The organism is Streptomyces sp. NPDC041124 (assembly GCF_055592385.1).
This window is the reverse complement of sequence record NZ_JBVIYR010000011.1, coordinates 243088-255082: the sequence shown is the minus strand read 5'-3', so window position 1 is coordinate 255082 and position 11995 is coordinate 243088. Positions and strand designations below refer to the sequence as shown.

Below are 11995 nucleotides of genomic sequence, written 5' to 3'. Positions count from 1 at the left end.
CCGATCAGACCGACCCGAGGTCGGAGGAGAGCCACCGTTCGGGCCGCATCCGCACGATGACCTGCTCGCCGTGGTTCTTCCAGGCGAAGTCGACGTACCCCTCGACCTTGTCGGCCGGGAGGTAGCGGGCGGAGATCTCCCGGAGCAGCTCGACCGTGGCCGGGGTCGTGTCGACGACCGGCCCCTCGACGGAGACGTAACGGATGGTGGGCTCGACGCGGTCCACCATCAGCGAGAAGCGTCCCGCCGCGCTGATCAGCCGGTTCTTGCGCGAGTCGAGACCGGTGATGATCCAGACGTCGCCGCCGGGCGCGTACTGGTACCAGATGGGCACGCTCAGCGGGGCGCGGCCGTCCCCGGCGTCCACGGCGAAGGCGGCGACATGGGGTTCGGCCAGGAACTGTTCACGTTCTTCGCGGGTCAGGGCCATGGCGGGTTCCTCCTGCGACGTGTGGGACCTGCGGGGTAACGGGTGCGTGCCGGTGTACGGCCGGACTCCGGTGGCTTGAACGCGGGCCGCACCGGAGGTGTTCCTTCCCCATCCGACCCGGTCGGCCCCGCACCACGCGACAGGCGGCGGTCCACCGGAGTGAACCGCCGCCCGGATGACAGGACTTGCGTGGTCGCGCGGGGTGTGGGCGGCCGGGTGGCTACTTGGTCGGCTTCCTTCCGGTGACCCCCAGGTGCACCAGCAGAGCCAGGTTGGGCTTGAGCTCGGCCTGCTTCACGCCCCAGGAGGAGAAACCTTTCTGGTGGGAGGCGACGGCCGCGAGCATGGCGACCAGGGAGCCCGCGATCGCCCCCGGATTCACGTCCTTGTCGATGCGCCCCTTGGCCTGCAGTTCGGCGACCGAGTCGGCCAGGGAGGAGTTCACCGAGTTCAGGATCCTCATGCGGATCTTGTAGAACCGCTTGTCGCCCTCGGCGGCGCCGAGGTCCACGACGCGCAGCAGCGCGTCGTTCTTCCGCCAGAACTCCAGGAAACCGTCGACGAGTTCCTGCGCCGTCTGCCAGCCGGCCCGCCCGGCCCAGGAGCGGCCCGCCAGCAGTTCGGTCAACGCACCGCTCTCGGCGGCCATTTCCTCGGCGAGCTCCAGAACGGCGCCCTCGACGTCCGGGAAGTACTGGTAGAAGGTGGCCGGCGAGGTTCCCGCCCGGCGGGCGACGTCGATGACTTTGACATCCCGGTACGGGGACGAGCTGAGCATCTCGCTGAGGCAGTCGAGCAGCTTCTGCCGGGTCGCCTGCCCACGCTTTCCGGCCACCCGGCCGTCGACGGTACGCACTTGTCCTGTCATGCAGTCAGCTTACCGACGGGCGATCCGGGCGCGATTCGGCCGACTGCAAATGGGGTGCGCGGCCGCGGACGCGCTGGTGTGCCTGGTCTGCGCGGTGCGGGCGGCGCGGCTACTTTGGCGGCATGGCCGAAAACAAGGCATCGCAGTACTCGGAGGGCACCCCGTGCTGGGTGGACGCGCAGCTCCCCGACGTGGAGGCGGGCAAGCGGTTCTACGGCGAACTCTTCGGCTGGACCTTCGAGGACCAGCCGCAGGGAACCGTGCGGGCGCTGAAGCAGGGTGAGCCCGTCGCCTCCCTCGCGCACAAGACGGACGGCCGGCTGCCCACCGTGTGGACGGTGTCCTTCGCCACCCCCGACGCCGAGGCGACGTGCCGGCGGATCCTCGCGGGCGGCGGTCAGATCGTCTCCCCGCCGCTGTCCTTCGGCGACCTGGGCGTCACCGCGCTGGTCACCGATCCCGAGGGCGCCGTGTTCTCCCTCTGGCAGGGCGGGCGCACCCCCGGCTTCGGCCGTCGGCGGGAGCCCGGCACCTTCGCCTGGGTGCAGCTCTACGCGCGGGACACCGAGACGGCCAACACCTTCTACGGAGACCTCTTCCACGAGGCCCTGTTCGGCCCGGACGCCGACCCCGCCTTCGGCCGCGCACCGGTCACCGACGTCTTCGCCGCCGAGATGCCGCCCCACCTCCTGGTCCACTTCGCCGCCGGGGACCTGGACGCCGCCATGGCGGAGGTGGCCCGGCTCGGGGGCCGGGTCCAGGTCCCTCCCTTCGAGACGTCCTACGGCACCGCGGCCGTGGTCACCGACAACCAGGGCGCCTCCTTCGCGCTGCTGCGCCGCTGAGCCGTTTCCGCCCCCGACGTCATATGTAAACCTGGACACCCGATTTGTCGGCCGGTTCGCAACCGGGGGCCCGGACAGGAAGAATCGGGGTGCGTGCCGCCACGGCGGTGCGGTGGTGAGACGCTGCACTACGGTCGCGCACAGGTGGTGGCGCGACGCGTACGGGGAGGTGGCAGGCAAGTGGTGGATCAGCTGACGCAGCACGATCCGCGGCGTATCGGGCCGTTCGAGGTGCTGGGACGGCTGGGAGCCGGCGGCATGGGGCTGGTCTATCTCGCGCGCTCGGCGTCCGGCCGGCGGGTGGCGATCAAGACGGTCCGGACGGAACTGGCCGAGGACCAGCTGTTCCGGGTCCGCTTCACGCGCGAGGTGGAGGCGGCCCGCGCGGTCTCCGGTTTCTACACGGCCGCCGTCGTGGACGCCGACCCGCGCGCCGCCGTGCCGTGGCTGGCCACCGCGTACGTCCCCGCGCCCTCCCTCGAGGAGATAGTGAACGAGTGCGGGCCGCTGCCGGCCCAGGCGGTGCGCTGGCTCGCCGCGGGCGTCGCGGAGGCGCTCCAGTCGATCCACGGCGCCGGGCTCGTCCACCGCGACCTCAAGCCGTCCAACGTCCTCGTCGTCGAGGACGGCCCCCGGGTGATCGACTTCGGCATCGCCTCCGGCGTCTCGAACACACGCCTGACCATGACGAACGTCGCCGTCGGCACCCCGGCCTACATGTCCCCGGAGCAGGCCAAGGACTCCCGCAGCGTCACCGGCGCGAGCGACGTCTTCTCCCTCGGCTCCATGCTGGTCTTCGCCGCCACCGGCCACCCGCCCTTCCACGGCGCCAACCCCGTCGAGACCGTCTTCATGCTGCTGCGCGAGGGCCCGGACCTCGACGGCCTCCCGGACGAGCTGCGGCCGCTCATCGAGGCGTGCATGCAGATGGAGGCCACGGCCCGCCCCAACCCCGCCGACCTCCAGGCGCAGCTCGCTCCGCACCTCTTCGGCTCCGGCTCTGACGACAGCGGTACGGCCTCGGCCTGGCTGCCCGAGCGGGCGGTGAGCCTGATCGAGACCCGCCGGGGCGGCCGTCCGGCGCCCAGACCGGCGCACGGCACGGGCCGCAGCGCGGGCGGCGCCCGTCCCGCCGTACCGCCCCCGCCCCCGCACGACCCCGTCGTCCCCCCGCCCCCGTCCCGGCCGGCGCCGGTGGGGGCGCACGCCGGTGCGGCCGTGGGCGTCGGGGCACCCGACACCGGGCCCGTGCGGCTGGCCGGCGCCCCGGTGCCCATCGGTCCCGGCCCGCGCGTCGCCGACACGCGCGCGGCCGCCGTGAAGGCACCCCCGCCGGAAGCCGCCCTGGCCGCCACCTGGTCCAAGCCCCGCCCCGGCGTCAACGGCGCCGACCCGGCCGTACCGGCGCCCGCCGCCCCTCCGGAGCACCCCAGCGGCTGGCGGCCCTGGCGCTTCCGCATGTCCAACGACGTCTGGGGCACCCCGGCCGTCGACGGCGACCTCGTCTACGTCACCTCCTTCGAGGTGCACGCCCTCGACGTCGCCACCGGCCGGCGCCGCTTCAAGACCCGCGACGTCGCCTGGTCGATGGCGGTCGCCGACGGGCGCATCCACGCCTCCGACGGGCCCACCCTCTTCGCCCTCGACGCCCGCGAGGGCGGCGACCTGTGGCGGCTGTCCACGGACGCCTGGGTGTACTCCCTCAAGGCCGACCGCGGCACCGTCGTCACCGGCACGCGCGGCGGCGGCGTGCAGGGATGGGAGGCGGCCACCGGCCAGAAGCTGTGGGAGGTCACCGGCTGCCAGAGCGACTTCGAGTCCCCGGAGGCCGGGCCGTCCGTCCACGACGGCACCGTCTTCCTCTGGCAGGACGCCCGGCTGCGCGCCCTGGACGCCCGCACCGGAGACGAACGCTGGTCCTACCCCATCGGTGACGCGGCCTCCTGCGGCGGCGTCCCGCTCCGCCTCACCCACGCCCCCGACGGCCACGTCTACGTCTGTGCCGGAACCCGCGTCCTCGCCCTGGAGGTCACCTCGGGGCACGTGCGCTGGCACTTCGAGGCCCCGGCGGTCTTCCTCTCCCCGCCCGCCTTCGTCCCCGGCCCGGCGGTCACCGGCGGCGGCGTGTACCTGGCCGACTACCTCGGCACGGTCTACGCCCTCGACGCCACCGACGGCCGCGACCGCTGGCGCATCGCCACCGAGTCCCGCGCCTCGACCGAGCCGGTCCTGGTGGCCGCCGGCCACGTCCACGTGGGCAGCGGCAAGGGCCTCTACACCCTGGACGCGGTCACCGGCACGCCCAAGTGGCGCTTCCAGTCGGGCGGCGAGATCGTGGGCGCCCCCGCGGTCGCCGAGGGCCGCATCCACTTCGGCTCCAGCGACCACCTGCTGTACACCCTGAAGGCCGACGACGGCCGCCTGAGGTGGAAGCTCGCGACCGGCGGCGAGATCACCGGCTCCCCGGTGGTCCGGGACGGCGTGGTGTACGCGTGCAGCAAGGACCGCTGCGTGTACGCGCTGGACGCGGAGAAGGGGACGGGCACGGCACGCACGACGTAGAGCCGGACCCCGGGCGGCCCGGCCGGCCGCTCCGGGGGGCCGGCGTCACGCCGGGTGCACGACGGCCGCCGGACGGTGACATGCCCGTGACACCGGAGTCGCTAGCCTGGCATGCATGACTCCACGGGGGAACACTCTCAAGCTCACAGCGGTCTCGGCCCTGGTCGTCCTGACCCTCACCGGCTTCTCCACCGGCCGTGGAAACGGCAGCGGCGACGGGGGAGACGGCGGAGGCTGCAGCAGCTCGTCCCAGAACCACGACTCGTCCTCCGGCTCCGGGAGCGGCTCGCACCGGGACTACGACGACGATGACACCGACACCGACACCGACGACACGGGCGGCGGCAGCGGCGAGGGCACGTTCTCGTCCCTCCAGGACGCCACGGTGGAACTGCTGACCTGCGTCTCGCGCAAGGCCCCGTACGCCACCGTCGAGGTCACCAACCCCAACACCGTCGACGGCACCTTCACGGTCGAGGTGACCTTCGACAACAGCACCGGCGGCACGGTCGTCACCCGCACCGAGAAGGTCGACGTCCCGGCGGGCGGGACGGCGACGGCCCGCGTCGAAGTGGACAGCACCAAGTACGTCCCCCGCATACACGACTGCCTCCCGAGCCCGTACGCGACGGCGGTCCGCTGACCCCGCCGGACCGGCCGCGGACGGCGTCTTCACCGTCACCGTGAGGTTCGAGGACGAGACCGGCGCGCAGGTTCTCACCCGCCCGCAGGAGGTCGCCCTACCCGGGACCGGGACGGTGCGCCGATCCGGGTGGAGACCGGCGACGAGGACGCGACCCGCATCGCCGCATGCGACCGACCCCGACATGATCGCCGAGCCGGTCGGCTGACCCGACCTGGGATCACAGGTGACCGTTGGGCCGCTCGCTCGCTTCTCCCTCGTGCTGGAGCGGGCCGGGTCAAGGGTGGGCCGTAGGCCCATCGCCGAAGGCGACGCGGAGTGGAGCGCAGCGGAACGCAGCGCCCTTGACGCGGGTCGCGGAAGCACGACACTGACGAAGAAGCGAGTGGCCCAACGGTCACTTGGAACCAGCAGGAGGACCACCTCCCCCCGCCCTCAGCCACACCAACGAGGCACGGATCTCATCGATCATGGTCCCGGCTCCCTCGAACACCTCCGCCGCTGCGAAGCGCAGGACGTGCCGGACTTCCGGGCAGCGGGTGATCTCGTTGAAGCGGGCCATGTCCCGGCGGTGGGCCTCGCGGGTGCCGTGGTAGGCGTAGCCCTCGATCTCCACGGCGAGTCCCTCGGCCCGGAACAGGAAGTCCAGGCAGCGGCGTCGACCGCTCGGCGTGCGGACCTCGGCCTGTGTCTCCGGGCGCAGGCCGGCGTCGAGCATGCGGAGGCGTGCGACCGTCTCCGCGGGCGACCCGGACTCACGGTCGACGAGCCTCAGCCACTCCCGCGCCCGGCTGTTGCCCAGGAGGGGTGCCTCCAGCGCGACGGAGAGTGCGGCCGGGGCGATGAGGGGCGGCCGGCGCACTCCGCCGACTCTGCGGTAGCCGAGCGCGGACTCCACGGCCACCAGGGCGTCGTCCCTCCCGCCGCTCCGCAGCAGGTCGGCGAGGGTCCGGGGCACGTCGGTGACGCGCAGCCCACCTCGGTACTGGACATCCGCCTCGGCGAGGGGCAGACGGTGCACGCGGACGCCCGTGAGCCTTCCCCGGAAGCTGAGACCGGGGTCCGTGAACTCGACCCGCTCCGCCGAGCCCTCACCCAGCGTCTCGATCTGCCAGAGCCGAGCGGCCGAGTGGTGACTCACGACGAGCCGGGGAGTGAGGAGTTGGGTCACTCTCAGCCGTACGCCGAGGTCGATCACCTTCCCCGGCACGGCCCACGCCCCGTTCCGCACGCGGGTCCATCCCTCCGCGTGCAGTCGCGCGGTGAGCGAACTCTGCGGCCACCCGGCGTTCAGCGCCCGCGAGGTGAGCAGCACACCTCCCTGCGCCAGCGCCCGCAGATCGGCCCTGGGCCCCACATGTTCCACGACGGCAGTCTCGCCGATACGGGACAGGAACCTCCCGCGCCTGTGGACAACCCAGTCCGCGTTCGTTCTCGCTCAGGTGACTCATCCCGTGGAAGCTGCCCTCCGCCAACTGCTGCAGCGTGGGCCCCGACTGCTCCCGTTGCGGACACGCGTGGCCCCGTCTGCTCCCGTTGCGGACACGCGTCGGCCGCGGCGGCTCCCCCTCCGCGCCGCCGCGGCCGATCCCCCGTGCGTGAAGGACGACTACTTGCCCCCACCCAGGCCCAGGGCCGGCGGGGCCGGGGCGTGGTTGTCGAGGGTGGTGATCTCGCCGTCCGCCGCCGGGGCCGGGGCGTGGTTGTCGAGGGTGGTGATCTCGCCGTCCGCCGGCGGGGCCGGCGCGTGGTTGTCGAGCGTGGTGATCTCTTCGCCCTGGTTCTTCTTGACGTCGCTCATGTGGCTTCTCCCCGTGTGTGCGAGTGAACGGTGCGGTCGTCCTTGTCCGGCAATTCCCCCGCAGGCCGCCGGACAAGGACGGTTCGGACTCCTGCCCCCGGTCGTGAGCCCTGCCGAACCGCCTGCCCCCCGACGCGACGGTTCGATGTGCTCAGTCTTGCAGCCAGGCATAAACGTTCGATGAACGCGCCGCGGGAGTGGGCGTTCACGCCGCGGATGCCGGGCTCAGCCGTGCCCGGACGCCCTCCGCCTCCGCTGCCCCGGTCTGCTCGTACAGGAACAGGGCCTCGCGCCAGCAGGCGCGTGCGCGGTCGACCTGGCCCAGCGCGTCGAGGGACTCGCCCAATGTCGTGAGGACGTTGGCCCGTGTGCGGTCACCGCCGATGCATCCCACGGCGAGGGCCTGCTCGGCGTGCTGTGCGGCGTTGGCGGGCGACCGAGCGGCGAAGTGGGCCTGCGCGATGCGGAAGTGGGCGGTCCCTTCCCAGAGCCGCTGCCGGTTCGCCCGGAAGATCCGCAGCGCCTCGGTCAGTTCCGTCAGCGCCTCTGAGTCGCGCCCCGCGGAGGTGTACGCCAGCCCCAGGGCGTACCGGGCGTTGGCGAGCCGGAGCGTCAGGCCCAGCCGGTCGTAGATGCGGATGCCCTCCAGTGCGAGTCCGACGGCGTGCGCCGTGTTCCCCATGGCCAGGCGGACGCGGGAGAGGTTGCACAGGGCGCTCGCCTCCAGGGGGGCGTTGCCGTCCTTGCGCGATCCGTCGATGGCCGTCAGCAGATGCGCCTCGGCGTCGCTGTTGCGGCCCTGGATCAGCGCGATGATGCCCCGGTCGTTGCTGGCCCAGTAGAGGGCGATGGAGTCCTCCACCGTGCGGGCGAGTTCGACCGCCCGGCTCGCCTCCTCCTCCGCCTCGGCGTACCGGCCCGCGACCAGGTGCACGTTGATCAGTGCCGTACGCGCCCTTCCCTCGGCGCGGCGGTCTCCGGCCGATCGGGCGGCTTCCTTGGCGGCGATCGCGGCCGATGCGTACTGCTTCGAGTTCGCCCCCGACTCGCCCAGGTCCTTGGCGGCCCACAACAGGTCGACGCCACGGCGGAGGCTGTCGCCCTGGACGGCCTGCCGGGCGGTGGACAGCAGGGAGTTGGCCTCCGAGTACAGCCAGTCGAGGGCGTCCTGCCGGTCGCCGAAGTGCAGTCCGCCGTACTGGGTCGGTTCGAGGTGATCGATGAGCCGGTCGCCCGGTCGTTCGATCGCGAAGACCTGCGCCGCCGTCGTGAGGTAGAAGTCGAGTACCCGCGAGAGTGCCGCCTCCCTTTCGCTGGGCGGCTGTTCGTCCCGTTCCGCGCACGCACGCGCGTAGAGCCGCACCAGGTCGTGGAAGCGGTAGCGGCCGGGCGCGGCCGACTCCAGCAGGGACGTGTCGACCAGGGACTCCAGCAGGTCCTCGGTGTCGTCCACCGGGAGGTCGAGCACGGCCGCCGCGGCCGCCAGGGAGATGTCGGGGCCGTCGGCCAGGCCCAGCAGGCGGAACGCGCGGGCCTGGGCGGGTTCGAGCTGGCCGTAGCCCAGCTCGAACGTCGCCTTCACCGCCAGGTCGCCCGCCTGGAGTTCGTCCAGCCGGCGGCGTTCGTCGGCGAGCTTCGCCGCCAGGACCGAGACCGTCCAGGTGCGCCTCGAGGCCAGCCTGGACGCCGCGATCCTGATCGCCAGCGGCAGGAAGCCGCAGGCGGCCACCACGTCCAGGGCCGCCTCGCGTTCGGAGGCGACCCGCTCCTCGCCCACGATCTTGCTGAAGAGCGCCAGCGCCTCCTCCGGCGACATCACGTCCAGGTCGACCAGGTGTGCGCCGGCCAGGTCCACCATCCGCACCCGCGACGTCACCAGCGCCGCACAGCCCGCCGTCCCGGGCAGCAGCGGTCTGACCTGCGCGGCGTCCCGCGCGTTGTCCAGCAGGATGAGGACCTTGCGGCCGTCCAGGACCGAGCGGTACAGCGCCGCCCGTTCCTCCAGGGTGTCCGGGATCGCCGAGTCCGCCGTGCCGAGGGCGCGCAGGAAGGAGCCCAGGACCGTCTCCGGTTCCGCCGACCGGGCTCCCGCGCCCTGGAGGTCGACGTACAGCTGGCCGTCCGGGAAGGCGGAGCGCGCCGTGTGGGCCACGTGCACCGCCAGCGTCGTCTTGCCGACGCCGCCGATGCCCGCCAGCGCCGACACCGCCATCACCTGCGCCTCGGGGCCCGACGCCGAGGCCAGTACCTCGCTCAGCTCCCGTACGAAGGACGCGCGGCCCGTGAAGTCCGGCACGGTCGCCGGGAGTTGGGCAGGGCGGAGGGGGGCCGCCGCCGGCTCGGCCGCGGGGGCGGACAGCTCCGCCAGGGCCGGGTCGGCCCGGAGGATGCGCTGCTGGAGGTCCTGGAGGCCGGGGCGGGGGTCGACGCCGAGTTCGTCGGCGAGGAGGCGGCGGGTGTCGGCGTACACGGCGAGCGCCTCGGCCTGGCGGCCGCTGCGGTACAGGGCGAGCATGAGCAGCTCGCGCAGGCGTTCGCGCAGGGGGTGTGCGGCGGTGAGCGCCGTGAGCTCCGAGACCGTCTCCGCGTGGCGGCCCTGCTCCAGGTCCATGTCGAGCCGGGACTCCAGGAGTTGGAGCCGCCATTCCTCCAGGCGGATCCGCTGGGCCTGCGCGTACGGTCCGGGGACCCCGGCCAGCGTCTCGCCGTCCCACAGGGACAGGGCGCGGTTGAGTACCGTCCGTGCGTGCCGCAGGTCGCCGCCGCTGCGCGCCTTCTCGGCCTCCGTCGCCAGTTCCTGTGCCGCCGCGAGGTCCAGCGCCCCCTCGCCGAGCCCGCGTACCGCGTAACCGCCGGACTCGCTGACCAGGACGCCGGGGTCCAGCACCTTGCGCAGCCGGGAGGCGTAGGTGCGCACCGCCGCGAGGGCCCGGGAGGGGGGTTCCTCGCCCCACAGCGCGTCGATCAGCTCGGCCGCGGTGGCCGTCCGCCCCTCGCGCAGCAACAGGGCGGCGAGCAGGGCGCGTTGCTGTGGGCTTCCGGTGGCGACCGGTTCGTCGTCGCGCCAGGCGCGCACCGGACCGAGCACGCCGAAGCGCAGCCCCTGGGGCTCCGTCGAGGAGCCGGGGCGCCGCTGCTCCGGTCCTCGCGGCACACCGTCCATGCAGTCCCCCTCATGCATCCTGAGCAACTACGCCAGTTTGCCTTCTCCTGACGGATGAGTCAGCCGTGCGAGACGCCCGTCACACGGGGAGCGGCGGGCCGCCACGGGGCCCACACATACGCGTCCTCAGTCGTCCAGATCCACCCGTACCGTCAACAGCCCCGCGCCGAAGGCCCGTACGGCGGCGCTGTTGAGGCGGGGCAGGGTGCGCAGCCGGGCCACGGGGTCGTCGTCGGGCAGCAGGACGGCGGTGCCGGTGTGCCAGCGGCCCCGGATGCGCACCCGCACCCGGGGGTCCGCGGTGATGTTGCGGACGTACTGCGACCGTTCGCCGAACTCCGAGACCAGCCAGAAGGACCGGCCGGTCCGGCGCCCGCCCACCGGGGTGCGGCGGGGCAGGCCGGAGGCCCGGCCCGTGGTCTCCAGAACCGTCTGCAGCGGCAGCCGGCGCAGCACCGGATTGATCCGGCGCTGGAACGCGGTGGCGGCGCGGTACTTGCGTTCGGCGCGAGAAGTCATCGTGCGCCCGAGCCTACCGGCGGCCCGGGGAAATGGGGCCGGTGCAGACGGCCGTGGTTCCGGCGAGGGGCCGCGGCCGTCCCGTGCCGCAACCCGGCCCGACGCAGGCGGCGTACGACGGGGTGATCCGCCACTCCACCACGGCCCGGCCGGTCACCGGCCGGAGGGTGCGCCCCTCGACACCCACGCTCGATGCCGACCGGTCGGTATGGACAGACCGGGCCCGCCCGGGTATGCATGGGTGGTCGTCCGCGTACGAAAGGCCGCTCATGCGCATCGCCGTCACGATCTTCCTCACCGACGAGACGATCACCCCGGTCCGGCTCGCCCGTGAGCTGGAGCAGCGCGGGTTCGCCGGGCTGTACCTGCCGGAGCACACGCACATCCCCACCGAGCGGACCAGCCCCTACCCGGCGGGCGGGGAGCTGCCCCGCGAGTACGGGCGCACCCTGGACCCGTTCGTCGCGCTCGGGCAGGCCGCTGCCGTCACCGAGGGGCTCGGCCTCGGCACCGGCATCACACTCGCCGCGCAGCACGACCCGATCGACCTCGCCAAGCAGGTCGCGACCCTGGACCACCTCTCCGGGGGCCGCTTCACACTGGGCCTCGGCTTCGGCTGGAACGTCGAGGAGGCCGCCGACCACGGCGTGCAGTGGCGTACCCGGCGGGAGCTGGTGCGCGACCGGATGGGCCTGATGCGGGCCCTGTGGTCCGAGGAACCGACGGCGTACGAGGGCGAGTTCGGGAGCGTGCGGGCGAGCTTCGCGCATCCCAAGCCGGTGCAGAAGCCGCGCGGCCCGGTGGTGGGGCCGCGCACGCTGGTCGGCGGGGAGGCCGGGCCGAAGCTGTTCGCGCACATCTGCGAGTACGCCGACGGCTGGCTGCCGATCGGCGGGCGCGGTCTGACGGAGGCACTGCCCCGGCTGCGCACCGCCTGGGCCGACGCGGGCCGCGACCCGGGCGCCCTTCAGGTCGTCCCGTACGCCGTCCTGCCCAGCGCGGGCAAGCTGGCCCACTTCGCCGAACTGGGCGTCGAGGAGACCGTGGTGCAGCTTCCGGCGGCGGGCGAGGCGGAGGTGCTGCGGGCGCTGGACGCCTACCAGCCGTTCGTCGGGTGAGCGCGGGGAAGCGGACGGGCAAGGGTCCTGATCACCCCGAACGTAT

Annotated in this window: 10 protein-coding genes; 4 read left to right on the top strand and 6 right to left on the bottom strand. The window is 73.3% G+C overall.

Annotated features, from left to right (window positions below):
- Positions 1–4 precede the first annotated feature (4 nt).
- Complete coding sequence (locus ACZ6A9_RS27835; protein WP_468990581.1) at positions 5–430, bottom strand: pyridoxamine 5'-phosphate oxidase family protein; 426 nt, start codon at positions 428–430, stop codon at positions 5–7.
- Positions 431–650: 220 nt separating this feature from the next.
- Positions 651–1286 carry a TetR family transcriptional regulator gene (locus ACZ6A9_RS27830; RefSeq protein ID WP_468990798.1) on the bottom strand — a complete coding sequence of 212 codons (636 nt, stop codon included), beginning with the start codon at positions 1284–1286 and terminating at the stop codon, positions 651–653.
- A gap of 134 nt (positions 1287–1420) precedes the next feature.
- On the opposite strand from ACZ6A9_RS27830, the gene kbpA reads away from it, so the two are divergent.
- The 3 genes from kbpA to ACZ6A9_RS27815 all read left to right on the top strand — a co-directional run bounded on the left by kbpA (position 1421) and on the right by ACZ6A9_RS27815 (position 5348).
- Positions 1421–2143: an AfsK-binding protein KbpA gene (kbpA, locus tag ACZ6A9_RS27825; RefSeq protein ID WP_468990578.1), complete on the top strand. Its 723-nt coding sequence runs from the start codon at positions 1421–1423 to the stop codon at positions 2141–2143.
- 180 nt (positions 2144–2323) lie between these two features.
- Complete coding sequence (gene afsK / locus ACZ6A9_RS27820; RefSeq protein ID WP_468990576.1) at positions 2324–4705, top strand: protein serine/threonine kinase AfsK; 2382 nt, start codon at positions 2324–2326, stop codon at positions 4703–4705.
- Between the two features lie 115 nt (positions 4706–4820).
- A complete protein-coding gene (locus tag ACZ6A9_RS27815) occupies positions 4821–5348 on the top strand; it encodes a hypothetical protein (RefSeq protein WP_468990573.1) in 528 nt (175 codons plus the stop codon).
- A gap of 397 nt (positions 5349–5745) precedes the next feature.
- On the opposite strand, the gene ACZ6A9_RS27810 is transcribed toward ACZ6A9_RS27815, so the two are convergent.
- From ACZ6A9_RS27810 to ACZ6A9_RS27795, 4 genes are all read right to left on the bottom strand, one after another.
- A complete protein-coding gene (locus ACZ6A9_RS27810; protein WP_468990570.1) occupies positions 5746–6714 on the bottom strand; it encodes a hypothetical protein in 969 nt (322 codons plus the stop codon).
- Between the two features lie 243 nt (positions 6715–6957).
- Positions 6958–7149: a regulatory protein AfsS gene (gene afsS, locus ACZ6A9_RS27805; RefSeq protein ID WP_468990567.1), complete on the bottom strand. Its 192-nt coding sequence runs from the start codon at positions 7147–7149 to the stop codon at positions 6958–6960.
- A 205-nt stretch (positions 7150–7354) separates the two neighbouring features.
- Positions 7355–10312 (bottom strand): SARP-family global regulator AfsR, encoded by a 2958-nt coding sequence (gene afsR, locus ACZ6A9_RS27800; protein WP_468990564.1) that lies wholly within the window; start codon positions 10310–10312, stop codon positions 7355–7357.
- A 126-nt stretch (positions 10313–10438) separates the two neighbouring features.
- Positions 10439–10831, bottom strand: a complete 393-nt coding sequence (locus ACZ6A9_RS27795) for a nitroreductase/quinone reductase family protein (protein WP_468990561.1) — start codon at positions 10829–10831, stop codon at positions 10439–10441.
- 269 nt (positions 10832–11100) lie between these two features.
- Between ACZ6A9_RS27795 and ACZ6A9_RS27790 the strand changes: the two genes are divergently transcribed.
- A complete protein-coding gene (locus ACZ6A9_RS27790) occupies positions 11101–11949 on the top strand; it encodes an LLM class F420-dependent oxidoreductase (RefSeq protein ID WP_468990558.1) in 849 nt (282 codons plus the stop codon).
- The last annotated feature ends 46 nt before the right edge of the window (positions 11950–11995 follow it).

Coding starts and splice junctions, on each gene's coding strand:
- ACZ6A9_RS27815 (WP_468990573.1), top strand. CDS start 4,821: ATGACTCCACGGGGGAACACTCTCAAGCTCACAGCGGTCTCGGCCCTG.
- ACZ6A9_RS27795 (WP_468990561.1), bottom strand. CDS start 10,831: ATGACTTCTCGCGCCGAACGCAAGTACCGCGCCGCCACCGCGTTCCAG.
- afsR (WP_468990564.1), bottom strand. CDS start 10,312: ATGGACGGTGTGCCGCGAGGACCGGAGCAGCGGCGCCCCGGCTCCTCG.
- ACZ6A9_RS27835 (WP_468990581.1), bottom strand. CDS start 430: ATGGCCCTGACCCGCGAAGAACGTGAACAGTTCCTGGCCGAACCCCAT.
- kbpA (WP_468990578.1), top strand. CDS start 1,421: ATGGCCGAAAACAAGGCATCGCAGTACTCGGAGGGCACCCCGTGCTGG.
- ACZ6A9_RS27790 (WP_468990558.1), top strand. CDS start 11,101: ATGCGCATCGCCGTCACGATCTTCCTCACCGACGAGACGATCACCCCG.
- afsS (WP_468990567.1), bottom strand. CDS start 7,149: ATGAGCGACGTCAAGAAGAACCAGGGCGAAGAGATCACCACGCTCGAC.